17 protein-coding genes are annotated in these 25463 nt (G+C 70.1%); 8 read left to right on the top strand and 9 right to left on the bottom strand.

What is annotated here, in order from left to right; all coding sequences use genetic code 11:
• Positions 1–253: 253 nt before the first annotated feature.
• A complete protein-coding gene (locus Sp245p_RS14225) occupies positions 254–1273 on the top strand; it encodes a class I SAM-dependent methyltransferase (RefSeq protein ID WP_014239212.1) in 1020 nt (339 codons plus the stop codon).
• Between the two features lie 7 nt (positions 1274–1280).
• Here the strand turns inward: Sp245p_RS14225 and Sp245p_RS14220 are convergent, their stop codons facing one another.
• The gene (locus tag Sp245p_RS14220) at positions 1281–2609 is read right to left on the bottom strand and encodes an ABC transporter substrate-binding protein (RefSeq protein WP_014239213.1); all 1329 of its coding nucleotides are present in this window, start codon (positions 2607–2609) and stop codon (positions 1281–1283) included.
• A 248-nt stretch (positions 2610–2857) separates the two neighbouring features.
• On the opposite strand from Sp245p_RS14220, the gene acnA reads away from it, so the two are divergent.
• On the top strand, positions 2858–5548 hold the full coding sequence (gene acnA / locus Sp245p_RS14215; RefSeq protein ID WP_014239214.1) for an aconitate hydratase AcnA: 2691 nt from the start codon (positions 2858–2860) through the stop codon (positions 5546–5548).
• Positions 5549–5608: 60 nt separating this feature from the next.
• Here acnA and Sp245p_RS14210 read toward each other — a convergent pair whose 3' ends face one another.
• Together Sp245p_RS14210 and Sp245p_RS14205 are read right to left on the bottom strand one after the other, a co-directional pair.
• Complete coding sequence (locus Sp245p_RS14210; protein ID WP_014239215.1) at positions 5609–7507, bottom strand: acyltransferase family protein; 1899 nt, start codon at positions 7505–7507, stop codon at positions 5609–5611.
• 442 nt (positions 7508–7949) lie between these two features.
• A complete protein-coding gene (locus Sp245p_RS14205) occupies positions 7950–8804 on the bottom strand; it encodes a LytTR family DNA-binding domain-containing protein (RefSeq protein WP_014239217.1) in 855 nt (284 codons plus the stop codon).
• Positions 8805–8948: 144 nt separating this feature from the next.
• Here Sp245p_RS14205 and Sp245p_RS14200 point away from each other — a divergent pair, with 144 nt between their 5' ends.
• A complete protein-coding gene (locus tag Sp245p_RS14200) occupies positions 8949–9392 on the top strand; it encodes a DUF2141 domain-containing protein (protein WP_063958360.1) in 444 nt (147 codons plus the stop codon).
• Positions 9393–9434: 42 nt separating this feature from the next.
• On the opposite strand, the gene Sp245p_RS14195 is transcribed toward Sp245p_RS14200, so the two are convergent.
• The 5 genes from Sp245p_RS14195 to Sp245p_RS14175 all read right to left on the bottom strand — a co-directional run bounded on the left by Sp245p_RS14195 (position 9435) and on the right by Sp245p_RS14175 (position 13283).
• Entirely contained in the window at positions 9435–10532 is a 1098-nt protein-coding gene (locus tag Sp245p_RS14195) for a hypothetical protein (RefSeq protein ID WP_014239219.1), read from the bottom strand.
• 235 nt (positions 10533–10767) lie between these two features.
• Complete coding sequence (locus tag Sp245p_RS14190; RefSeq protein WP_014239221.1) at positions 10768–11001, bottom strand: DUF1150 family protein; 234 nt, start codon at positions 10999–11001, stop codon at positions 10768–10770.
• A gap of 76 nt (positions 11002–11077) precedes the next feature.
• Positions 11078–11557, bottom strand: a complete 480-nt coding sequence (locus Sp245p_RS14185) for an Hsp20 family protein (RefSeq protein ID WP_014239222.1) — start codon at positions 11555–11557, stop codon at positions 11078–11080.
• A 188-nt stretch (positions 11558–11745) separates the two neighbouring features.
• Positions 11746–12171: a GtrA family protein gene (locus Sp245p_RS14180; RefSeq protein WP_109138559.1), complete on the bottom strand. Its 426-nt coding sequence runs from the start codon at positions 12169–12171 to the stop codon at positions 11746–11748.
• Entirely contained in the window at positions 12168–13283 is a 1116-nt protein-coding gene (locus Sp245p_RS14175) for a glycosyltransferase family 2 protein (protein ID WP_014239224.1), read from the bottom strand. Before Sp245p_RS14175 ends, Sp245p_RS14180 begins: the two co-directional genes overlap by 4 nt.
• 576 nt (positions 13284–13859) lie before the next feature.
• Between Sp245p_RS14175 and Sp245p_RS14170 the strand changes: the two genes are divergently transcribed.
• From Sp245p_RS14170 to Sp245p_RS14150, 5 genes are read left to right on the top strand one after another with little or no spacing between them, the layout of a single operon-like run.
• Positions 13860–16463, top strand: a complete 2604-nt coding sequence (locus Sp245p_RS14170) for a hybrid sensor histidine kinase/response regulator (RefSeq protein ID WP_014239226.1) — start codon at positions 13860–13862, stop codon at positions 16461–16463.
• 59 nt (positions 16464–16522) lie between these two features.
• On the top strand, positions 16523–20347 hold the full coding sequence (locus Sp245p_RS14165; RefSeq protein ID WP_109138639.1) for a response regulator: 3825 nt from the start codon (positions 16523–16525) through the stop codon (positions 20345–20347).
• 52 nt (positions 20348–20399) lie between these two features.
• Positions 20400–21320, top strand: a complete 921-nt coding sequence (locus Sp245p_RS14160) for a diguanylate cyclase (protein WP_014239228.1) — start codon at positions 20400–20402, stop codon at positions 21318–21320.
• A 31-nt stretch (positions 21321–21351) separates the two neighbouring features.
• Positions 21352–22584 (top strand): molybdopterin molybdotransferase MoeA, encoded by a 1233-nt coding sequence (locus Sp245p_RS14155; protein ID WP_014239229.1) that lies wholly within the window; start codon positions 21352–21354, stop codon positions 22582–22584.
• A 27-nt stretch (positions 22585–22611) separates the two neighbouring features.
• A complete protein-coding gene (locus Sp245p_RS14150) occupies positions 22612–24582 on the top strand; it encodes a molybdopterin biosynthesis protein (RefSeq protein WP_014239230.1) in 1971 nt (656 codons plus the stop codon).
• Here the strand turns inward: Sp245p_RS14150 and Sp245p_RS14145 are convergent.
• Positions 24560–25462 (bottom strand): pirin family protein, encoded by a 903-nt coding sequence (locus Sp245p_RS14145; protein ID WP_014239231.1) that lies wholly within the window; start codon positions 25460–25462, stop codon positions 24560–24562. The genes Sp245p_RS14150 and Sp245p_RS14145 overlap by 23 nt on opposite strands.
• Position 25463 lies beyond the last annotated feature (1 nt).

The following is a 25463-nucleotide window of genomic DNA, read 5'->3' as shown; positions in this document are numbered from 1 at the left end:
CCCGATGCTGCAACGCGGCGCGCTTTGGCGACCGTGCCGCGCGTCGCCTTCGGGACCGCAAGCCGTGGGTGTTGCGGAAATATTTCACAGTTAGATAAAATTTTCGCGACAGTTCATGCAAGTCCTCTCCAACTGTTCGTGCTGGTTACTTGACTCCCCGACTGTTGAGGTCTACCTCTATATTGTGCGGTATCCGTTGATGCCGGTGGTGGCCGTCCTTCGTGGGGCAGCAATTTTGGAAACGCAGCGCCGGATGCGGCACAATTTTCAGGATAGGGAGCGCTGGCGCAATCCCGACTGGCGGACGAAATTCGTCGCTTGGTGGGAAGGCTACGACCTCGCCGCCCTGTCCCGTCTGGCCCGCACCGCCCCCGCCTCCCGCCTGCCCCTGCGCGGCCCGGTGGCGGCGCTGGGTTCCGCCGCACCGGCCGCCGCCCTGCCGCCCGAGGCGCCGCGGCCCGATGCCGACCTGGAGCGGCTGGAAAACCTCCAGCTGGACCGCCAGGGCGAACCGGTCTGGTCGGTCGCCCGCACGGAAGGGGCTCAGATGCTGTGGGGCCAGGACTGCGTCGGTCCCGGCGACTCGCAATGGATGGTCGAATCCGTCCGCTCCTTCGGGCTGAACCCGGCCAAGAGCGTGCTCGACCTCTCGGCGGGGCTGGGCGGGCCGGCGCGCGGCATCGTCGACAGCTACGACACCTGGGTGACCGGGTTGGAGATGTCGCCCCTGCTGGCCAAGCTGGGGATGGAGCGCTCCAAGGCGCTGGGCGTGTCGAAGAAGGCGCCGATCGGCCATTACGACCCCGAGCATTTCAACCAGGCGGGCTCCTTCGACCTCGTGCTGGCCGACCGGGTGATGCACCGGGTGCGCGACAAGGAGAATTTCCTCGACCGCGTCTGCGACTGCGTGAAGCCGAAGGGCGGCGTGCTGCTGTTCGATTACGTGATCGAGGGCACCCCGTCCTCCTGGGAGAGCTGGAACGGCTGGCGCGACTCCGAGCCGCTGGAGGTCTATCCCTGGTCGGGAACCCGCATGGCCGACGAGCTGACCCAGCGCAACCTGGACCTGCGCATTACCGAGGATCTGACCCAGTTCCACCGCCGTCAGGCCGTGGAGCGGGTGCGCCGGCTGGGCGAGGCATTGAAGACCGCCGCCCCCGAGCCCCGCGTGCTCAAGGCGCTGGCCCGCGAGCTGGCGCTGTGGTGGTCGCGCCTGCGCGTTCTGGGCAGCGGGTTGCGCTTTTGCCGCTACGTGGCGATGCGCCCGACCTGACGATTTCCTAATCGCAGGCGCGCGGCTCGATCTTGCGCTCCGCCGCGAAGCGCCGGGCCGACTCCGTCACCAGCTTGCGGATCAGGGCGCGGCGCGGCTCGATGGGGCCGGAGACGTCCAGCCAGCGCTCCCCGTCCCACTGCTGCACATGCAGCGGCACGATCCCCTCATGGTCGGCGCAGGTGATGCGCAGCGGCTGCATAAAGCCGTCCAGCCCCAGATCGGTCAGCCGTTCGGCGGTCAGGTCCAGATGGTCGAAACCCCAGGCCACCTGAGCCCCGGTCAGCGGCCGGCGGCCGTATTTGCCCTGCGCGGTGCGGATGGCCTCGACCAGGACGGCGGCGTTGAAGACTCCGCGGTTGTAGAGCACCGTGCCGATCTGGCCGGGATCGCCGGTCCCCAGGCCATGGGCGTGAACCCGCTCGCGGATGGCGCGGATCACCGGCAGGTCCGCCCCGGCGGCGTGGAAGGCGACCGCCTTGTAGCCGACCGCAGCAGGGCCGACCGGCCGGACGTCCAGCTCCGACCCGGCCCACCAGACGCCGATCATGCGGTCGGCCGGATAGCCGGCGGCGGCGGCCTCGCGCAGGGCGGTGGAGTTCTGCACGCCCCAGCCCCACAGGATCACGTAATCGGGCCGGTAGTGGCGGGCGATCTGCGTCCACACGGCGCGCTGGTCCAGCCCCGGCGGGGCGACGGGGAAGCTGCGCATCTCGAAGCCGAGCGGGCCGCGCAGCGCCTCCAGCATGGGCAGCGGCTCCTTGCCGAAGGCGCTGTCATGGTAGACGTAGGCGATCTTCCGCCCGCGCAGCCGCTCCGTCCCGCCCAGCTCCGTTGCGATGTGGCTGATCGCGGCGTCGATGCCCGTCCAATAGCTGGCCGGGGCGTTGACCGCGTAGGGGAAGACCCGCCCGTCGGACACGTCCGCCCGCCCGTAGCCGGAGGAGAAGACCGGGATATGGTCGGCGGCCCCGCGCTCGATCAGGGCGTAGGTGATGCCGGTGGACAGCGGCAGGACGGCGGCGGCGCCGGTCGGCCCCTTGGCCTTCAGCCGCTCGTAGCAGTCCACCCCGCGGTCGGTGTTGTAGCCGGTGTCGCACTCCTCCCAGGCGATGGGCACCCCGCCGATGCCGCCGTCGCGCCGGTTGACCAGCGTCAGATAATCGGCCACCCCGTCGGCCAGCGGGATGCCGTAGGGCGCGTAGGGGCCGCTGCGGTAGACGAGGTGCGGGAAGAACTGCGCCCCTTGCGGCGGCTCCGGGGCGGCCGCAACCGGGGCGCACAGCACCACCGCCGCCAGGGCCACCGCCGCCAAAGCTGGGGCGCGCCATGCCATTCCGTTTCCTCCACCCGTCGCGCGCCGGGCCGTTGCGCCCGTCCGCGTGGTTCTCATTGCGCGGGATTCTAGTACGGACCGGCCCCGTTTCGCACGAAGAGAGCGCAGCCCCCACGCTTCCGCTTGCCTGCCCTTTGCACGGCGCCGTTTGAAGGGGGGCGGGACCGGCACTAAATCAGGCGGTTGAGACATGCGGAAACCACGGCCACCGCCCGGCCGGTCCGCCAATAACGCGAAGGAGGGGTACCGTGACGACGTTCACCGGTCAGGACTCGCTGAAAACCCGCCGCTCCCTGTCCGTCGGGGGCAAGAGCTACGATTATTTCAGCATCAAGGCCGCGGAGGACGCCGGACTGGGCGACCTCTCCCGGCTGCCCTATTCCATGAAGGTGCTGCTGGAGAATCTCCTGCGCTTCGAGGACGGGCGCACGGTGTCCACCGACGACGTCAAGGCGGTGGCCCAGTGGCTTCACGACAAGCGGTCCGACCGTGAGATCGCCTACCGCCCGGCGCGCGTGCTGATGCAGGACTTCACCGGCGTGCCGGCGGTCTGCGATCTGGCGGCGATGCGCGAGGCGATGGCCGCGCTGGGCGGCGATCCCAAGAAGATCAACCCGCTGGTGCCGGTGGATCTGGTCATCGACCACTCGGTGATGGTCGACTACTTCGGCAACCCCTCCGCCTTCGAGAAGAACGTCGAGCTGGAGTTCGAGCGCAACCTGGAGCGCTACGCCTTCCTGCGCTGGGGCCAGAAGGCCTTCGACAATTTCCGCGTCGTGCCGCCGGGCACCGGCATCTGTCATCAGGTGAACGTCGAGTATCTGGCGCAGGGCGTGTGGACCGACACCGACCCGGCGGGCAAGCTGGTCGCCTATCCCGACACGCTGGTCGGCACCGACAGCCACACCACCATGGTGAACGGGCTGGGCGTGCTCGGCTGGGGCGTCGGCGGCATCGAGGCGGAGGCGGCCATGCTCGGCCAGCCCATCTCCATGCTGATCCCCGAGGTCGTCGGCTTCAAGCTGACCGGGCGGCTGAAGGAGGGCACGACGGCGACCGACCTCGTGCTGACCGTCACCCAGATGCTGCGCAAGAAGGGCGTGGTCGGCAAGTTCGTGGAGTTCTACGGGCCGGGTCTGGATCACCTGACGCTGGCCGACCGCGCCACCATCGGCAACATGGCCCCGGAATACGGCGCCACCTGCGGCATCTTCCCGATCGACGCGGAAACCATCCGCTACCTGACCTTCACCGGCCGCGACGCCGACCGCGTGGCGATGGTCGAGGCCTACGCCCGCGCCCAGGGCATGTGGCGCGACGCCGGCACCCCGGACCCCGTCTTCACCGACGCGCTGGAGCTGGACATGACGACGGTCGAGCCGTCGCTGGCCGGCCCGAAGCGTCCGCAGGACCGCGTGCCGCTGTCCCAGGCGGCGCAGAGCTTCGGCACCGATCTGGTCGGCGCCTTCAAGGCGGAGGACGCCGACCGCTCCGTTCCGGTGAAGGGCTGCGGCTACAACCTCGACCAGGGCGCGGTGGTGATCGCCGCCATCACCTCCTGCACCAACACCTCCAACCCGGCGGTTCTGGTGGCCGCCGGTCTGCTCGCCCGCAAGGCGGTGGAGAAGGGGCTGAAGTCCAAGCCCTGGGTCAAGACCTCGCTGGCGCCGGGCTCGCAGGTGGTCACCGACTATCTGGCCAAGGCCGGGCTCCAGCCCTACCTCGACCAGCTCGGTTTCAACATCGTCGGCTACGGCTGCACCACCTGCATCGGCAACAGCGGCCCGCTGCCCGACCCCATCGCTGCGGCGGTGGAGGAGGGCAACCTCGTGGTCGCCGCGGTGCTGTCGGGCAACCGCAACTTCGAAGGCCGGGTGAACCCGCACACGCGGGCGAACTATCTGGCCTCGCCGCCGCTGTGCGTCGCCTACGCGCTGGCCGGCAACATGAAGATCGACCTGGCCAAGGACCCCATCGGCACCGGCCATGACGGCCAGCCCGTCTACCTGAAGGACGTCTGGCCGACCAACCAGGAAGTCCAGGACGCCATCGACGCCTCGCTGTCGGCGGAGATGTTCCGCAGCCGCTACGGCAACGTGTTCGAGGGGCCGGAGCAGTGGCGCGGCATCCAGACCGCCGAGGGCCAGACCTACGAGTGGCAGGCGGGCAGCACCTACGTGAAGCTGCCGCCCTTCTTCGCCGACATGCCGAAGACTCCCGACGCGGTGAGCGACGTGCGGGGCGCCCGCGCGCTCGCCGTGCTCGGCGACAGCATCACCACCGACCACATCTCGCCCGCCGGCTCGATCAAGAAGACCAGCCCGGCCGGCGAGTATCTGCTGAGCCATCAGGTGCGTCCGCAGGACTTCAACTCCTACGGGGCACGGCGCGGCAACCACGAGGTGATGATGCGCGGCACCTTCGCCAACATCCGCATCCGCAACGAGATGCTGGCGGGCGTGGAGGGCGGCGAGACCCGGCACTATCCCTCGGGCGAGCAGTTGCCGATCTACACCGCGGCGATGCGCTACGCCCAGGAGGGCGTGCCGCTGGTGGTCATCGCCGGCAAGGAGTACGGCACCGGCTCCAGCCGCGACTGGGCGGCCAAGGGCACCAAGCTGCTGGGCATCCGCGCCGTGATCGCCGAGAGCTTCGAGCGCATCCACCGCTCCAACCTCGTCGGGATGGGCATCCTGCCGCTCCAGTTCAAGGATGGGCTGACCCGCAACGATCTGGCGCTGGACGGCACGGAGACCTTCGACATCGACGGCATAGAGCAGGACCTGCGCCCGCGCAAGGACGTGACGATGACCATCACCCGCGCCGATGGGCAGACCCGGCAGGTGCCGCTGCTGCTGCGCATCGATACGGTGGACGAGGTCGAGTATTACCGGAACGGCGGCGTGCTGAACTTCGTCCTGCGCAATCTGGCGAAGTGACGGAAGCCGGCGCAGCGGGGGCGGCACCGCCCTCCCGCTGCGCGGCGTCCCGGTCAGGCCTCATTCTCCATAGAACGGGTCGGGGGCGCGGAGAACCTCTTGGATGCTCTGCACGAGCAGGGTGCTCCCATGGGCCGAGAAATGGCCCTGGTCCAGGAAATAGAAGCCTTGGTCGTCCCTGATCCGGCAGAGCGGAAGGTCTTTGCAAGGGTCGGGGTCGCAGAAATAGTCGGAGGTGTCGACGAACCGCGCGCCCCGCGTGGCGGTGATGACCGGCTGGTCGGCGGCTTGGCCGGTGATCGAGTAGGCCCGCTCCGACTTCATGAAATAGGTGTGGTCGTAGGGGTTGCGGAAGCGGAACACCGGGCTCTGCCCCAGCACCACGATGCGGATGCCCCGGTTCAGCAGCGTGTCCACGGTCTCGTGCAGGCGGCGGAGATCGAGGGCGTTCGTGTCCATGTACCATTCCCACCGCGCCGCCATGATGACGATGCGGATGCCGTTGCGGTCGATGAGTTCATCGACGCGGCGGTTGAACTCCTGGCAGTTCGGGCGGGCGTTGACGGACAGATCCTTGATGGGCGGGCAGCCGGACGCCGTGTACTGGACGATGTTGAAGGGCAGGGTGTCGGCGACGTTCTGAAGCCCCGGCACGTAATGGGCCGCGAAGGAATCCCCCCAGAGCAGGGCGGTGGGCGCGTCCGCCTTCGGCGAACCGATCCGGCAACTCTCCAAGCCCGGCCATGCCTCCGGCGGCTGGTCGGTTTCGAGGAAGCAGGTGTGTTCCTTGTAGAGTTCCCGCCCGGAGATGTCCTGCGGCGCGTAGTCGGTGAAGCGCTGCGGCAGTCCGTTGGACAGATGGCCGAGCAGCCCGACCCCCGCCAGCCCCGCCATGGCCCAGCCGGTCCGCGCGAAGACCTTGGACGGCCGGCGGTCCGACGCCGCCCTGGGTTTGCGGAAGGGGATTTCGATCAGCCGCCAGGACAGCACGGACACCGCGGCGATGACCGCGAGAAGGATCAGCGTTTCCTTGGTGGTCAGGTCCCGCCCTTTGTAGAATCGCGCGAAGACCATCAGCGGCCAATGCCAGATGTACATGGAGTAGGAGATCAGGCCGATGAAGACCATGGGGCGCAGCGTCAGCACCCTCCCGACCGCCGTCGGACCGCTCCGCCCCGCGTGGATCACCAGCGCCGCGCCCAGGCAGGGCAGCAGCGCGGCGTAGCCCGGAAAGGCCGTGGCCTCGGATAGGGCGAACACGCTGACGAGGATCAGGGCGGCGCCGACCGCGCAGGCCAGTTCCCGCACCGCGCGGCTGCGGCTGTCCGGAACGGCGCCCAAGGCGAGAAGGGCGCCCAGCACCAGTTCCCACAGCCGGGGCGGCAGCAGGTAGAAGGCCGCCACCGGATGATCCCGGACAAGGAACACGCCCAAGGCGAAGGACGCCGTCGCCGCCGCCAGCAGAACGGCGACCCAAACCGAACGCCCGTACGGGAGCAGGGCCAGCACGGCAAGGGGAAAGACGATGTAGAATTGCTGCTCCACCCCCAGCGACCAGGTGTGGAGAAGCGGGTTCATCTCCGCCGCGTTCTCGAAGTAACCGGACTTCAGATAATAGACGATGTTGGACGAGAACAGCGTGGTCGCCGCAAGGTTCTGGGAAAAGCTCTTCAACTCCTGGGGCGACAGCAAAAACAGGGCGAGCGCCGCGGTGACCGCCAGCGCCGCGAACAGGGCGGGAAGGATTCGGCGGATGCGGCGGACATAGAAGTCGGCGAGGGAGAAGGTGCCGCGCTGCGCGTCGTTCAGAACGATCGAGCCGATGAGGTAGCCGGAAATCACGAAGAACACATCGACGCCGACGTATCCGCCGCTGAACAGGGGAAACTTCGCGTGGAACAGCAGAACCGAAAGGATCGATACCGCGCGAAGGCCGTCGATGTCGGGGCGGTACGTCATGGGACCCGCAAGGTTTGGGTGGAACGGAGGCGCGGGTCGGCGGTCCCGAACCCGGTTCTGCGGCGGGAGGCGAACGACGAGGGAGTATGGGGGTGTCCGGCTGCGCGAGAGGAGGCGGTGTGATCGCTCCCTGGCAATTCAAGAATGTCAGAAAGACTTCACGGTGTAGGCGTAAGTTTGGCGTTCTTGTCGTCTGGATTGCCTTATTGTTTTCGATGCCCTTGATGGGAAAATGCCTGTGTTTTCGATGGTATGGCATCGTGGCGGCATGTTGAAGTGAATTATTGAATGAAAGCCTTAGGGTGTCGGCACTTTGAATGACCTAACAAGAATTCAACGGTAATGACCGCCCAATGGTGATAGAGAAAGCACCCGTTATTGCGTGGGGTGTCCGCGTCTGTTCGGGTTTTCACAGTGTCTTTGTGTGTTGTGGGGGCGCTGGTTACGGCCCCGTCTTCTCCGCCCAGCCCGCCTCGCGAACCGCCGCCGCGTAACTGCGGCTGACCGGCACGCGACGGCCGTTGCGCAGAACCAGCACCAGCTTGCCGTCCGGCTTGCGCTCCACCCCGGCGACGGCCGCGGCGGCGACCCAGTGGGAGCGGTGGACCTGCATCCCGTCCAGCCCGGCCAACTCCGCAATGGCGTCGCGCAGCCGCATCAGGATCAGGTCGCTGCCCTCCGCCGTGTGGGCGCGGACGTAATGGTCCTCCATCTCCAGTGCCAGCAGGTCCCGGCCGAGCCGCGCGGGCAGGCGGGCGAGGAAGGCGGCCTCCGGCCGCTCCGCCGGGGATGATGCCGGCGCGTTGTCCGGGACGAACGGGGATGGCGGCGGCGTGGGGCCGGCGAGAAGCCCGCGGTCGCGCAGCTCCAGCCAGACCGGAATGGCGGACACCAGCAGGGTGACGAGGACGACGTAGACGAACAGCTCCGCCAACCCCAGCGGGCGCAGGAAATCCATCCCGCGCAATGTCCTTTCAAGCAGCGCCACGGTCAGCGTCATCAGCGCCGCCACCGCCAGGACCACCCCGGCCAGCGTGGCGCGCCACGCCCCCGCCCGCTCCCGCAACCGATGGCCGGCGGCCAGGGTCAGAAGCTCGAAGGCGAGACCGCCCAGCCCGATCAGCCCGCACCAGTAAGCCAGCCGCTGCGCCAGCGTCAGATCCGCGAAGGTGCCGAACGGACCCAGCAGGGTCAGCACCAGCGCGGCGGCCAGCAGCACCGGCAGGCGCCGGCCCAGCAGCCGGCGGCGGTAGGGCGTGCGGGGCTGCCCCGGCGCGGGACCCGTCGTTTCACGCATCGTGAACCGCCGGTTCCGGCGTTTCGCGAAGCCGCGCCCAGCCGGTCCCGCAGCGGCGGTGGCCCGCCGCCCGCTCCTTCCGGCATGGAAGGGACCGGGTCGGAAAGGCGACGGATCGCCCACGGCGAAGGAAAGGGACAGGAAATGGCAGCCGCATGTCGGGTCGGATTGGGGTTGGTCGGCGCGATGACGCTGACCCTCGCCGCGGCGGGACTCAGCGCGGGGGAGCTTCGCGCAACCATCGCCGACGTCAAGCCCCAACAGGGCAAGCTGTGGGTCGCGCTGTATGACGGCGCCGATGCCTACAAGGCGGAGCGGCGTTTCGCCGGGCAAATCCTGGAGGCGTCGGGGACGGAGGTGACGGCGGTTTTCGCCGGGCTGCCGGCGGGGCGCTACGGAGTCGCGGTGTTCCAGGATCGGAACGGCGACTCGGTGCTCACCACCAACCTGCTGGGCATGCCGCGCGAGCCCTACGGCTTCAGCGGCGGGGCGACGGGCAGCGCCTTCGGCCCGCCGGCCTTCGACGCCTTCGTCCTGGAGGTGCCGGACGGGGGGACGGTGACCACCAAGGTGCCGCTGACGGAGTGAGCCGCCCCTCCAGGCGACCGGAGCCGCGCCGTGGAAGGCTCCTCACGCGCTGGCGGAGCGGGCGGACTGTTCCAGCGACTTGATGTGGGACAGGCCGGGCAGGATTTCCGACTTCACGAACTCCATGCGCCGGTTCGGGCCGCCGCCGCCACGGGCGAAGCGGGCCTTCCACAGGTCCATCTTCACCGCCAGACCGCACAGCACGCCGCCGATGGTGACGTGGTGGGAGGCGATCAGCTCGCGGATGGAATGGAAGGTCTCGGCGTTGATGTCGCGCCAGAAGTCCTTGGACCGGTTGTCGAAGCTCTCGAACCGTCCGGTGATCGAGGTCGAGATGTCGGTCAGGTCGCGGCTGATCTCATCGAGCATGCGCATTTGCCGGGCGTCGCGCTTGACCTCGGTGGAGCTGCGGATCTCGGCCATCCAGGACAGGAAACGCTGGATCTCCGGGACGATGTCGTCCAGGCATTTCTTGAAATAGGCCAGCGACAGGAAGATGTCACCGTACTCCTCGAGGAACTGCGGGATCTCCCCCAGCTCGATGTCCAGCCGGTCGGCCATCATGCGCAGGTTGCGCAGCGCCTCGTCCCGGTTGGGGTTGGAGAACATGCCGATGATGTCCTTCACGTCCTGGACCTGCATGTCCTCGGACCCGTAGACATACTCGACCAACGGGCGCGTGAAGACGCGCATGTAGTTTGTCAGCTCCTCCTTCTTGCGGTCGGACAGGGTCAGCGACTCGATGCTGTTGACGTCGATGTTCATCCGGCGCAGTTCGATGCGGGAGGTGTAGACGTCGAAGCTGGAGGCGGCGGCGATCTTCTCGATCTTGACGAGGTCGCGCTCCACCTCCTCCTTGTAGGATTCGAAATAGGCGGTGAGGTGGCGGGGCGAGACCTGCCCGCTGCCGGTCTGGACGTCGTGGAACATCTCGACGACGGTCTGCAACCGCACGTTCTTGATCAGCCGGGCGTGCTGAAGACCCGGCGTTTCCAGCGGGATGGCCGACAGCGGCATGATGTGCAGCGCGTCGCGGGCCTCGTCCTCCCACTGCCTGCGCCGGCCTCCGCCCTGGGGACGTGCCGATTTGTCCCCCGCACTCTCGGCCACAGCCTCGCTGGTGTCTGCCCCGTCGCTCAATGCCATCTCCCCGCAAGCCGGCGCCCATCCGCCCGCTTGGCCACTTTCGCGGTCCCCCACAAGGATAGCGGGTTGAGGGGGGCAGGCAAGGGTTGAAGGGGGCGTCCCGGAGCAATGTCATAGCACCGGACGTACAGAAACGAAAAGGGCCGGTCCGCGGCGGACCGGCCCTTTCGCAACCTCCGGGGAGGTTTCGGCGAAACCTCCGGGCGTCGTCAGCAGGACGCCCCGGGCGTCAATGGACGCTCAGCGGTTCCATGTCGTTCTGGCGGACGGTGGCGAAGGCCACGTCGCGCTCGGCCAGCACCGTCAGCGGCGTGCCGTCGGCGGCGTGGACGGAGAAGGCCGGGGCGTCGTCGACGGTCACCGGCCGGACATAGGCCACATGGTCCAGCCCGAAGGTGGCGAAGTCCTGGGGCGACAGTTGGCGCAGGAAGGCCGCGGCCTTGTCGGTGTCGAAGCTGTTCATGACGCAGTCCTTTGGACGAAACGGTCGAGGAGGTGTGAGCGGCGGGCAATCGCGCTGGTTTTAGCGCGAAGACCGGTCAGGCGTCGCCGCGGTCGGGGGCGACGTCGATGGTCTGCGGTCCGGCGGTGCCGCTGGCGGCCTGGGCGGGCTGCTCGATCTTGATGGTGCGGACCTTCGGTTCCGGCAGGGGCCGCTTGAGGTCGATGTTGAGCAGGCCGTTGTCGAGCGAGGCGCCGACCACCTCGATCCCCTCCGCCAGAACGAAGCTGCGCTGGAACTGCCGGGCGGCGATGCCGCGGTGCAGGTAGATGCGCGAGCGGTCGTCGGTCTGGCGGCCGCGGATGACGAGCTGGTTGTCCTCGATCTGGACCGACAGGTCCTCGGAGGTGAAGCCGGCCACGGCCAGCGTGATGCGCAGGCCCTCGTCCCCGATCTGTTCGATGTTGTAGGGCGGATAGCCTTCCGCGGAATTCTTGGCGATGCGGTCCAGCGTGCGCTCGAACTGGTCGAAGCCCAGGAGCAGCGGACTGTTGAAGAGCGAAAGACGTGTCGTCACGGCGCATCCTCCTCGAGAGGCGAGCGAGTTGCACATTGGGCCCGTTTCCGGCGCCCGGCTGGCTGGCGGCCCGAAAGGGGAGGATCGGCGCCGCTCCGTCATAGATTGGGGTAGGCCGCCCGGCGGTCAAGGTTCGCCGTTGCGGCAAAGCGACCCCGCCCTCCGGCGGGGCCGCTCGGGCCGCGGACTCAGACGAGGGGATTGGCGGCCGGAGCGGCGAAGACGAAGCGCCGGCTGGACCAGTAGTTCCAGGCGAAGGTGACGGCGGTCGCTGCGATCTTGGCGACCAGGGGCGGAACGGTGGGGATCAGCAGACCGACCACCAGCGTGGACAGCGCAAGCCCGACGAGGTTGAAGGCGAGGAACAGCGGCAGGCGGCGGGCTATGGGCGCCGCGTCGCGGCGCAGGCGGAAGGTCCAACTGCGGTTCAGCAGGAAGCTGCACAGCACGCCGGCGCCGTAGCCCACGGCGTTGGCGGCCAGAACGGGTGCGCCGGCCAGCGACGCCAGCGCCAGGAACAGCGCGAAATCCACCCCGGTGTTCAGCAGGCCGACCAGAGCGAAGCGGATGGCCGTCCAGGGAACGGCCCGTCTCCGGCCTTCCGTGCCGCTCAACTGTTGGCCCCGCTCTTGGCTTCGATGCGGGAGAAGGCTCCGGCGGCGGCGGCGATGCCGGTTCCCAGATGCACCACGACGGGGTCCGGCACGGCCTGCCCACCGGCTTCGGCGGCCGCGGCCCGGGCGGCGGCTTGGGCAGCGACCTGGGCGGCCATGGCGTCCGGATGGCGGGCGATGCGGTCCACCACGAACAGCGGCCGCTGCTTGGTCTCCATGTAGAGCCGTCCCAGATACTCGCCCAGGACGCCCAGGATCAGCAGCTGCGTGCTGCCCAGCACCAGCGAGACGACCATCACGCTGGTCCAGCCGGGAACCGTCGCGTGCTGCGACCAGCTCACCAGCGCGTAGCCCAGCGCCATCAGCGCGCACAGCGCGAAGAAGAAGCCGACGTAGGAGGCGGCGCGCAGCGGCTTGATGGAGAAGCTGGTGATGGCGTCCACCGCGAAGCGGATCATCTTGCCCAGCGGGTACTTGGTCTCGCCGACGGCGCGGGCCTGCCGGTCGTAGGGCAGCGGCTCCTGCTTCAGCCCGATCCAGCTCACCATGCCGCGGATGAAGCGGTGCTGCTCCGGCATGGCGTTCAGCACCTCCAGGGCGCGGCGGCTCATCAGGCGGAAGTCGCCGGTGTCCTTGGGGATCTCGATGTCGACCAGCCGGTCGAGCAGGCGGTAGAACAGCGCCGCCGTGCCCTTCTTGAACCAGGTCTCGCCGTCGCGGGCCATGCGCGTGCCGTAGACCACGTCGGCCCCGGCGTCCATCCGGGCCATCATCGTCGTCAGCAATTCCGGCGGGTCCTGCAGATCGGCGTCGATGATCAGGATGCGCTCGCCCCGGCAGACGTGCAGTCCGGCGGTCAGGGCGAGCTGGTGGCCGTGGTTGCGCGACAGCCGCACCCCCGTCACCGCCGGATCGTCGCGCACCAGAGTGGCGATGCGGCCCCAGGTGCCGTCGCGCGATCCGTCATCCACCAGGATCAGCTCATAGCTCTCCCCGACCTCGGCGCGGCAGGCCGCGGACACCCGGCGGTGCAATTCGCCGATCCCCTCGGCCTCGTTGTAGCAGGGAACCACCACGGACAACCGCGGGGCCCCGGCAACGGCGTGCTGCATGAACCTTCTCCCGTCACCGCCTCCGGTCCGCGTCCCTCCGGCCCGATGGCCGTCCTGCCGATGCTTTCCATGGCGTGAATCCCAAGGGAGGACCCCTTCGGGCGAGAGCGCGGTCTTCGGGCGACACCGGCGCGGTACCGCCGGCATCCCGCTTCGCCAACGGGAATGAAGGCCCTTTTGCCCCGCCGGAATTCCGTACTAACCCGGTCATGCGGCCGCCGGACCGGCCCGCCCGGCGGAAATCCCCGGAACGTCACAGGCCTATGGCATTTGCGACGATTGCCGGTGTGGAGGGGGTGCCCCGAAGGGCGTGGTGCGGTGCGGAACGCGGGACCTTTCCCGCCCCGCCGTGCCTCCGCTCCGCCACCCCGTATGGTGAACCCGGGCGGGTTGCCTCGGTCGGGCTGCCCAGGATGGACGACCACCTCCGGCGCGGCACGTCCTTTGCGTCACCGGAGCCGACGGGCGGACCGAAACCGAGCGGCGTCCGCCCGTACGCCGGGAATGCGTCGCACGATGCGAATCCGCCTCGCGCCGCACAGGCAAAATGCAAAACGGGACCGCCAGGGGGTTGCGATGACCATGGTTTCCAGTGAGCTGCTGCTCGGGCTGGCGCAGAACATCGGGCTGTTCGCGGTCGTCGCGGTCGTCTTCCTGCAGATCCGCAGCCGCGCCGCCTTTTGGCCGGCGGCGCTGGCCAACGCCCTGCTGGGCCTGATGTTCGGCGGGGTGGCGGTGCTGGGCATGGCCGATCCGGTGCGGGTGGCGCCGGGCCTGTTCATCGACGCGCGCAACGTGATGGTCGGGCTGGCCGGTCCGTTCGGCGGCGCTCTGGCCGGGGCGGCGGCGGCGGCGGTGTCCGGGGCCTTCCGTTTGTGGCTGGGCGGTCCGGGCGCGTTGGCGGGGGTGGCCTCGCTGGTCGGGGCGGGGCTGATCGGCATGCTGGTGGGGGCGGCGGCGCGGCGGTCCGGGCGGTTCGGCAATCGGCATCTGATCGCGCTGGCCCTGCTGGTGACGGTGATGGCGCCCTTCAGCTTCCTCCTGCTGTCCCCCGACATGGCGCGCCGTCTGGTCGACACCGCGCTGGTTCCGCTGAGCCTCGGCAACTTTCTCGGCACGCTGGCGCTGGGCACCTTCCTGCGCAAGGAGCAGGAGCGCTGCGATCTCCAGATCGCCCTCACCGAAAGCCAGCGCCGCTTCACCGCGACGGTGGCGAACCTGCCGGGTGGCGTGTATCAGCGGGTGCTGACGGCGGATGGTCGGTTGCGCTTCCCCTACTGCAGCCCCGGCTTCTTCCAGGTGATGGGGCTGCCGGCGACCGAGCGGGTGACGCTGGAGTCGCTGAACCGCATCCTCCACCCCGACGACCGTCCGCGGCTGCTGGCCTCGATCCACGCCTCCGCCGAGACGCTGCAGCCCTGGCGGCTGGAATACCGGATCATCTGGCCGAACGGTGACATCCGCTGGATCAGCGTCTCCAGCCGCGCGGCGCGGCGCGACAACGGCGACATCGTGTGGGACGGCATCGTCACCGACGTCACCGAGACCAAGCGCAACGAGCAGGCGCTGATCCAGGCCCGCCTGGAGGCCGAGGCGGCCAGCCGCGCCAAGGCCGAGTTCCTGGCGACCATGAGCCATGAGATGCGCACCCCGCTGAACGGCATCCTGGGCTTTGCCCGCCTGCTGCTGGACGAGGACCTGACGCCCCGGCAGCGCCACCACGCCCGCCTGGTGCGCGACGCCGGGCGGTCGCTTCTGACGGTGATCGAGGATGTGCTGGACTTCTCGCGCATCGAGGCGGGGCGGCTGGTGATGAACGACACCTCCTTCGCCGTCCGCGACCTGATCGCCAACTGCGCGGCGGTGCTGCGCCTGGAGGCCGAGGCGAAGGGGCTGACGCTGCACGCCGCCGTGGCTCCAGATGTGCCGGACTGGCTGCGCGGCGATCCCGACCGGCTGCGGCAGGTGGTGTTGAACCTGCTGGCCAACGCGGTGAAGTTCACCGAGCACGGCGACGTCGGCCTGACCGTCGTGAAGATCGCCGACACTCCCGGCGGTCCGCATCTGACGATCAGCGTCGCCGACACCGGAATCGGCATCCCGTCCGACCGGCAGGGCCAGCTCTTCCAGCGCTTCAGCCAGATCGACCGGTCGCGCGGTGGCACCGGTCTCGGCCTCGCCATCAGCCGGCGGCTCGTGGAGATGATGGGCGGGACGGTCGGGGTGCAGAGCCAGGCGGGCGTCGGCTCGACCTTCTGGTTGTCGCTGGTCCTGCCCGAAGCCGATCCTCCCGCCGGGAGCGGCACCCCTTGCGCGGTGGAACTGCTGGTCCACCGCCGTCCGGCGCGCATCCTGCTGGCGGAGGATCTGGCGATGAACCGGGAGCTGATCACGGCCATGCTGCAGGGTACGGGTCACCGCGTGGACGCCGTCGCCAACGGGCGGCAGGCGGTGGAGGCGGTGCAGCGCGGCGCCTACGATCTCGTGCTGATGGACGTGCACATGCCGGAATTGGACGGTCATTCCGCCACACGGGCGATCCGCGGCCTGCTGCCGCCGGTTGGGACGATCCCGATCCTGGCGATGAGCGCCAGCGCGCTGCCCGACGAGGTTCGGCGCTGCCGCGACGCCGGCATGAACGCCCACATCGCCAAGCCGGTGGACCGCGCCACCATGCTGGACGCGATCGACGCCGCCTTGGGCTGGGCCATCCAGCCCGCCGAAGCAACCGACGGTGCGGCGGAAAAGGGCGCCATGACCGAGACCTTCACGGCGGTGGAGCCGTTCCCGCTCCGTCAGCCGCTCGACCGCGCGATGCTGGCCCGGCTGTCCGACGAGTTGGGGGAGGAGGCCTGCGCCCGTATGGCCGCCGCCTTCCTCGACGAGCTGCCCCAGCGGATGGGCCGCCTGCGCATGGGCGGTGAATCCGGCCGCGCGCTGGCAGAAGCGCAGGCCCTGGTCGCCCCATCGGCCAATCTGGGGCTGGTCCGTCTGGCGTCCTCCTGCCGCGCGCTCAGCGCCGCCCTGCGCTCCGGCCGCCGGCACGAGGCGGAGGGGCTGGCCGACAGCGTTCTGGACGCCGCGGAGGAGGGGGCGGAGGCGTTGCGCGACACGCTGTCCCGCGGCCGGGGGGAGAGCCGTTTCAAGTCTCTTGCGAAGGATATCGTCCGGACGCCATAATTCCCATGTGCGGCACCTTTCTCTCCTCCGGCGTGCGCCGGATCTGGCGGACACCGGCGATGGACGAAGCTTTTCTGACGGCGGAGGGACACGCCGCGGCCCCCCGCACGCGGCTGCGGACCCTGTTGACGACCATCGTCGGGGTGATCGCCCTGTTCGGAGTCGGCCTGTGGGGGGCCGCCACCTGGGCCGACCGCGACGAGGCGGTGAGCCACGCCCGTGACCGGACGCTGAGCGCCGCCCGCCTGCTGCACGAGCATGTGCGCCGCACCGTCGCCACCAGCGATCTCGTTCTGCAGCGCGTCGACGACCGGCTCCGCGTGCGGGAGGTGGAGGCGGTCGGGCGCGACCTGCCGCTGTGGCAGGAACTGCGCGCGATGTCCGACGCCATGCCGGAGGTCAGTTCCATCTTGATCCTCGACACCGCCGGAAACGGGCTGCTGACCACGCGCCAGTATCCGTCGCCGCCGATGAACAACGCGGACCGCGCCTTCTTCCAGGCTCACCGGAACGGCGAGACGTTCCACATCGGCGGGATGATCCGGGGCCGGCTGTCCGGCCGGCCGACCTTCACCATCAGCCGCCGCATCGGGACGGTGGAGAATTTCCAGGGCGTTGCCGCCATCGCCCTGGACCTCGATTATTTCCGTTCCTTTTTCGACGGGCTGAACATCGGACGCGGGGGCGCCGTCGCCGTGTACCGCGAGGACGGGACCCTGCTGTTCAGCCTGTCGGGCCAGGACACCGCCGCATCGCTGTCCCCGGCGCCCCCCGACATGCCTCCGGTGACCCGACCGATGGACGAGGCGCCGCGGGCCATCGGCGGCACGATCTTCAGCCAGTCTCCGGTGAACGGATCGGAGCGGATCGTCGCCAACCTGAGGGTTCAGGATCTGCCGCTGATCGTGCAGGTCGGCCTGTCGCGGGACGAGGCGCTGACGCCTTGGCGCGAGCGCACGATCCACGGCGGCCTGCTGGTCCTGCTGGCGGTGGCCGCCTGCGCGGCGCTGGCGGCCGCCGCGGCGCGCAGCCTGTCGCGCGAGGAGGTGGGACGCCGCCGGCTGGCCGAGACGAACGCCGACCTGGACGCCACCGCCCGCAGCCTGGAACTGGCCAACCGCGCCTTCGCGGGAGCCAACCGCCGGCTGAACCTGATCCTGCAATCCGCGTCGGAAGGGATCTGCGGCGTGGACCGCGACGAGCGGATCACCTTCGCCAACCCCGCCGCCTGCGCGCTGACCGGCTACAGCAACGAGGAGATGCTGGGCCGCAGCCTGCATGTGCTGCTGCACCACACCCGCGCCGACGGCACGCCGGCGCCGACCATCGACTGCCCGGTCTTCGAGGTTCTGCGCACCGGCGAGGCGCGGGGCGGCTCGGAGGACATCTACTGGCGCAAGGACGGCACCAGCTTCCCGGTGGAGTTCGCGGCCTCCCCCATGCTGGAGGACGGCCGGGTGGAGGGCGCGGTGGTCGTCTTCCACGAGATCGCCGAGCGCAAGCGGGCCGAGGAGGCGCTCCGCCAGGCCAAATCCGTGGCCGAGGCGGCCAGCCGCGCCAAGAGCGAATTCCTGGCCAACATGAGCCACGAGATCCGCACGCCGATGAACGCCATCCTGGGGCTGGTCCACCTGCTCCAGCAGACCGACCTGTCGACGCGCCAGCGCGACTACGCCCAGAAGATCCGCGTGTCGGCCCAGTCGCTGCTCGGCATCCTGAACGACATCCTGGACTTCTCCAAGGTGGAGGCCGGCAAGCTGGAGCTGGAGCGGGTGGAGTTCCGCCTGGACGACCTGCTGCAGAACCTGGCGGTGATCGTCGGCGCGGCGGCGCAGGACAAGGACATCGAGGTTCTGTTCTCGGTCGGGCCGGAGGTTCCGCTCGACCTTGTCGGCGATCCCTTGCGCCTTCAGCAGGTGCTCATCAACCTCGCCGGCAACGCCATCAAGTTCACCGAGGCGGGGGAGGTGGTGGTGTCCGTCCGCGCCGTCGAGGTGACGGAGGAGCGGGCGGTCCTGACCTTCTCCATCCGCGACACCGGAATCGGCATCGACGCGGAGCAGAAGGAACGGCTGTTCCAGGCCTTCAGCCAGGCCGACAGCTCCACCACCCGGCGTTACGGCGGCACCGGTCTCGGGCTGGCCATCTGCACGCGGCTGGTCGCCCTGATGGGCGGCGCCATGGATGTGACGAGCGAGCCGGGCCGGGGCAGCGATTTCCACTTCACCGCCGTTTTCGGGAACCCCGTCTTCGGGCAGGCCGCTTTCGGGAATGCCGGGCGGGTGGGGGAGCGTCCGTCGCGGTTCTCCGCCGTGCCGCGCGGCCTCTCGGTGCTGGTGGTGGACGACAATCTCACGGCGCGCGAAGTGCTGGCCGAACTGGTCGTCTCCTTCGGCTGGCGGGCCTCGCTCTGCGCGTCCGGGCCTGAGGCGATCGCGGAGCTGGAGCGTGCGACCGCCGCCGGGCAGCCCTACGACATCGTGCTGATGGACTGGAAGATGCCGGGGATGGACGGGCTGGAAACCTCCCGCCGCATCCGCGAGGACGGGCTGGTGAAGGCGCCGGTCATCATCGTGGTCTCCGCCTTCGGCCGCGAGCGGATGGGCGCCGCGTCGGGGGACGCGGGAGCGCCGGACCTGGGCCTGAGCGGCGCGCTGGTGAAGCCAGTCACCGCCTCCTCCCTGCTCGACGCGGTGATCGACGCCTTTGGGCGCGGCGCTGAGGGCGAGGCGTCGGAGACCCCGCCGCTGCACGCCTGCGCGCCGGTCCCCGCCGGCCTTCTCCGGCCGCCGCAACTGCGCCCGCTGTTCGGGCAGCGCCTGCTGCTGGTGGAGGACAACAGCATCAGCCAGGAGGTGGCCCGCGAGATCCTGGAGCGCGCCGGTGCCCGCGTGACCCTGGCCGGCAACGGGCGCGAGGCCGTCGCCCGGGTCGAGGAGGCGAACCCGCCCTTCGATCTCGTGCTGATGGACGTGCAGATGCCGGAGATGGACGGATTCGAGGCGACGCGCCGGCTGCGCGCCCGCCCCGCCGGGCAGGGGCTGCCGATCATCGCCATGACCGCCAGCGCCCTGCCGTCCGACCGCCAGCGTTGTCTGGACGGCGGCATGGACGACCACATCGCCAAGCCGATCGACGTGGAGCAGCTGTTTTCCGTGGTGACGCGCTGGCTCGGCCAGCCGTCGGCGACGCCCGGCATGCCGCTTCTGCCCAAGGCCGTGCCGTCCCACGCCCGTGGAGCGCTTCCCGCCGAGTTGCCGGGCATCGATGTGAAGGACGCGCTGCACCGCCTCGACGGCGACGTCGGGCTGTTCCGCAAATTCGTCACCGACTTCGCCCGGACCTACGACGGGGCGGCGGACGGCATCGCCTCGGCGCTGGCCGCCGGCGACCTGCCGCGGGCCAAGGCGCTGGGGCATGAGCTGAAAAGCCTGGCGGGCAACATCGGCGCGCGGACGTTGTCCGCCGCCGCGGACGCGGTGCAGGTCGCCGCCTTCCGCGGGGACGGGGCGGCGGCGGCGGCGCAGCTGCCGGTTCTGCGCGCGGAGCTGGAGGCGGTGCTGGACTCCGCCGCCCGGCTCGCCGCCGCCCGGTTGGCCGTTGCGCCGGGACACGCCCCCGGCCTCCCGCCGGGCGGTGGCGGTCCGGCGATGGACATCGCAACGCTGGAGCCCATGCTGGAGCGCTTCGCCCGGCTGCTGCGCGACAGCAACTTCGCCGCCGCGGAGGAGTTCGCCGTTCTGGCCCCGCCGCTGGCCGACTGGATCGATCCGGCGGCCATGAAGGCGCTCTCGTCGGCGGTCGACGGCCTCGATTTTACAAAAGCTCAAGGAATCTTGCGCAGGATCACCCAGGACCTCGGTCTGAGCCTTCCGGCCGACTGACCCGCCTCGCACCAGGAACCGCCTTTCAGGAACCGGCCACCAGGAACCGAACATGACCGACGCACGCTCCAAAATCCTGGTGGTCGACGACATCCCGTCCAACGTCCATGTCCTGAGCCGCATCCTGAAGGACGACCACGACATCTATTTCGCGACCGACGGGGCGAAGGCGCTGGAGCTGGCGCAGTCCCGGCTGCCCGATCTCGTTCTGCTGGACATCATGATGCCGGGCATGGACGGGTACGAGGTCTGCTCCCGTCTCAAGACCGATCCGATCACCCGCGACATACCCGTCATCTTCATCTCGGCCAAGAGCGAGGTGGAGGACGAGACCTACGGGCTGGAGGTCGGCGCCATCGATTTCATCTCCAAGCCGATCAGTCCGCCGATCGTCAAGGCGCGGGTGCGCAACCACCTGCTGCTGAAGCGGCAGACCGACCTGCTGCGCACCTTGTCCTTCGCCGACGGCCTGACCGGCATCGCCAACCGCCGCCGCTTCGACGAGGTGCTGCTGCGCGAATGGCGGCGCTGTGGGCGGGTGCAGCTTCCGCTGTCGCTGATCATGCTCGATGTCGACCAGTTCAAACCCTACAACGACCACTACGGCCATCAGGCGGGCGACGAGTGCCTGCGCGCGGTGGCCCAGCTCCTGGCCGAGCAGATGATGAGGCCGGGCGACCTGATCGCCCGCTATGGCGGCGAGGAGTTCGTCTGCCTGCTTCCCGAAACCGACGAGGGCGGAGCGGTCCAGGTCGCCGAGCGTCTGCGCGAGACGGTGGCCGACCGGCGGTTGCCCCACGCGGTGTCCCATGTCGCCGACCATGTCACCATCAGCCTCGGCGTCGCCACGGCCCGGCCGACGCTGGACGACACGCCGGACCGGTTGACCCAGCTTGCCGACGGCCTGCTCTACGAGGCCAAGCGCGCCGGCCGCAACCGTGTGTGCAGCGGCGGTGTGGAGGTTGCGGTATAAGAGGCCGACCTGAGGCATCACGGGTGCAGCCATGAGTTCGGCCAGAGCCGGAGACGACCCCGCGACCGGGGACCGGCTTCCTTTTGCAGCGAGTCCGCCCGACGTGCGCGGGCGCGGTTTTTCCAGCCGTGCCGCCCTGCCGGTCATGGAAGGCTGGATCGACGCCACCGTCGGCCCTCTGCCGCCGCGCGCCGTGGCTCTCGCCGACCTCCCCGCCACGCTGGCGGAGGGCTTGGTTCTCGCCGAGCCGGTGAAGGCGCCGGGGGATTGGCCGCCCGCCGACCGGGCCGCCCGCGACGGTGTGGCGGTGGCCTCCAGCGACACGCTGGGCGCCGGCTCCTACAACCCGGTTCCGCTGCCGGGCGCCGTGACGGTCGCGGCCGGCGAGCCGATGCCGCCGGGGACCGACGCCGTCCTGCCCGTGGAGGCGATGCAGGCCGATGGTCCCTTCGTCGAGGCGCTGGGCAGCGCCGCCCCGGGCGAGGGCGTGGAGCGGCGGGGGGAGGGGCTGCGCGGCGGGACGGTCCTGCTGAAGGCCGGGCACCGCTTGCGCCCGCAGGATCTCGGATTGCTCACCGCGCTGGGGATTGACACGGTGCGTGTCGGGGCCCGACCGCGGGTGCGGATCGTGCTGGCCGGGGGGCCGCGGTCCGGACCCGAAACGCTGGGCGCCATGCTGACCGCGCTGGCGACGCGCGATGGCGGCGTGGTGGAGCTGGTGGGACCGCTGCCGGCGGACCGCGCCGCGCTGGCCGCGGCCTACGCAGCCCCCGGCGCCGACCTGCTGATCTCCGCCGGGCGCACCGGGGTTGGGGAGGACGATGTGGCCCCCCTGGCGCTGGCCGAGGCGGGGCAACTCGCCCTGCACGGTGTGGCCCTGCGCCCCGGCGATTCGGCGGCGCTTGGGACGGCCGGCGGCGTGCCCGCCGTGCTGCTGCCCGGTGAACCGATGGCCTGCCTGACGGCCTATGAGCTGCTGGCCGGGCGGGCGCTGCGCCGTCTGGCCGGGCGGGACCCTGGGCTGCCCCATCCGGCGGTCCCCGCCGTGGTGGTGCGCAAGCTGGTGTCGGAGATCGGCTGCACCGAACTGTACCGTGTGCGCCGGACGGCGGATGGAATGGTCGAGCCGGTCGCCTCCCCGCACCGGCCGGGATTGGCCGGGGCGGTGCTGGCCGACGGCTTTGTGCTGATCCCCGCGGAAAGCGAGGGCGTCCCGGCGGGGGCGACGGTGACCCTGCGCTGTTTTGACGGTACAAGTCTCTGAACAGAATTAAGCGAGGGGGGAAAGGGCGTGTCCAACCAGGACATCCGGCGGTTCGTCGCCCAGGCGGCCCGGCAGGAGCAGTTTCTCGAGGTGGTCGGCCGCGACGAGGCCGAGGCGCGGTTCCGCCGCCATCTCGACCTGACGCCCAAGGGGGCGGAGACGGTGCCGCTGGGCGCCGCGCTGGGCCGCGTGCTGGCCGCCGATGTGGTGGCGGCGGTCGACGTGCCCGGCTTCGACCGCTCTTCGGTGGACGGCTTCGCGGTGCGCGCCGCCGACACGCTGGGGGCGGGCGAGGACACGCCGGTCGTGCTGCGCCTGAACGAGGAGGTGCTGTCCGCCGGGCGCGTCCCGGCGCTGACCGTCGCCCCCGGCACGGCCACGGTGCTCGCCACCGGCGGCATGCTGCCGCGCGGTGCCGACGCCGTGGTGATGGTCGAGCACACCGAGTCGCATGAGGAGGGCGACGCCCTTCTGGTGGAGATCCGCAAGCCGGTGGTGCCCGGCGCCTTCGTCGCCGCCGCCGGGTCGGACATCGGGCGCGGCGAGACGGTGATGCGCCGCGGGCAACTGCTGACCTCCCGTGAGATCGGCGTGCTGGCGGCCATCGGGCGGGCCGAGGTGTCGGTGGTCCGTCGTCCCCGCGTGGCGATCCTGTCCACCGGAGACGAGATCGCCGCCCCCGGCGAACCGATCCGGCCCGGCGCCGTCTATGATTCGAACGCCGCCATCCTCGCCGCCGCGGTGGAAGAGCTGGGCGGGGAACCGGTCCGGCTGGGCATCGCGCGCGACGACGAGGCGGAACTGGCCCCGCTGGTCGAGCAGGGTCTGTCCTGCGACGCGCTTCTGCTGTCGGGCGGCACGTCGAAGGGGGCGGGTGACCTGTCCTACCGCATCGTCAGCCGCCTGACCGACCCCGGAATCGTTGCGCACGGCGTCGCCTTGAAGCCCGGCAAGCCTCTGTGCCTGGCCGTAACGAAGGGCAAGCCGGTGGTGATCCTGCCCGGCTTCCCGACCTCCGCCATGTTCACCTTCCACGAGTTTGTCGCCCCGGTGCTGCGCGCGCTGGCCGGCCTGCCGCCCGCGGCGAAGGAGAGCGTGGACGCGACGGTGCCGATGCGGTTGGGATCGGAACGGGGCCGAACCGAATATGTGATGGTCTCGCTGGTGCGTGGAGCGGACGGGGGGCTGGCGGCCTATCCGCTGTCCAAGGGCTCCGGCGCGGTGACCGCCTTCAGCGCGGCGGACGGCTTCATCGCCATCGACCCGCAGGCCGAGGCGGTAGAGGCCGGCACCCCGGTGTCGGTCCAGCGCATCGGGCGCGACACCCGCCCCGCCGACCTGATCGTGGTCGGCAGCCATTGCGTCGGGCTGGACGCCATCACCGGCCAACTGGTCGGGGAAGGGCTGACGGTCAAGGCGCTGAACGTCGGCTCGATGGGCGGCCTTGCCGCCGCCCGGCGCGGCGAGTGCGACGTGGCCGCCATCCACCTGATGGACCCGAAGAGCGGGGAGTACAACCGCCCCTTCCTGACCCCGGCGCTCGGCCTCGTGCTTGGCTACCGCCGCCTTCAGGGCATCGTCTTCCGCAAGGGCGACGTTCGTTTCGAAGGCAAAACGGCTGAGGAGGCCGGTCTGGCGGCGGCGCAGGACCCCGACTGCATCCTGGTCAACCGCAACGCCGGCAGCGGCACGCGCATCCTGACCGACCGGCTGCTCGGGGCGGCGCGCCCCACCGGCTACTGGTCGCAGGCCAAGTCGCACAACGCCGTGGCGGTGGCGGTGGCCCAGGGCCGCGCCGACTGGGGCGTCGCCATCGAAAGCGTCGCCACCCTCTACGGGCTGGGCTTCCTGCCCCTGCAGGCAGAGCATTACGACTTCGTGATCCCCAACGACCGCCGGGAGCGGCCGGCGGTCCGGCGCTTCCTGGCGGCGCTGGCCGATCCGGCGGTGCGGGAGAAGCTGACGGCGCTCGGCTTCACCGTTCCGGAAGCGGAATGAACTCCGTCTCGCCGGGAACGGCGTCGAACCGTCCGGCCTTCCATTCGGCCTTGGCCTGTTCGATGCGGTCCTGGCGGCTGGAGACGAAGTTCCACCAGATGTGGCGCGGGCCGTCCATCACGGCGCCGCCCAGCAGGATCAGGCGGGCGGCGGTTTCGGCCTCCACCGTCACCGCGTCGCCGGGACGCAGCACCAGCAGCCGCCCGGACTCGAAGCGGTCGCCGTGGATCGTGACGGTGCCGTCGGCGATGTAGAGCGCCCGCTCCTCCGTCTCGCGGTCGATGGGCAGGCGGGCGCCGGCGTCCAGCGACGCATCGACGTACAGCGTGTCCCACAGCGTGTTCATGGGCGAACGTACACCGTACGCCTCGCCGGCGACGACGCGCAGCCGCTTGCCCTCGCCCTCGACCACCGGCAGCTCGTCGGCGCCGAGATGGACGAAGGCGGGGTCGGTCTCCTCATGGGTCTTGGGCAGGGCGACCCAGGACTGGATGCCCGACAGCAGCCGGTCGCGCCCGCGCTCGTCGGTGGCGGAGCGTTCGGAATGGGCGATGCCGCGCCCGGCGGTCATCCAGTTAACCGCCCCCGGACGGATCGGCAGGACGGTGCCCAGGCTGTCGCGGTGCAGGATCTCGCCGTCGAACAGGTAGGTGACGGTGGCCAGCCCGATGTGCGGGTGGGGGCGGACGTCGATGCCCGCCCCGGCCTTGAGGATCGCCGGCCCCATCTGGTCGAGGAAGACGAACGGCCCGACCATCCGCTTGCGGACGGAGGGCAGGGCGCGCCGCACCTCGAATCCGCCGATGTCGCTGGTGCGCGGGACGACGACCGTTTCCAGCCAGCCGTCCGGAGACTCGGTCGATGTTGGCGCCGTCGTCATG

The organism is Azospirillum baldaniorum (assembly GCF_003119195.2).
Taxonomy (GTDB): domain Bacteria; phylum Pseudomonadota; class Alphaproteobacteria; order Azospirillales; family Azospirillaceae; genus Azospirillum; species Azospirillum baldaniorum.
Note: the sequence above shows the minus strand (reverse complement) of the source record. Positions and strands in the feature narration are given on the sequence as shown.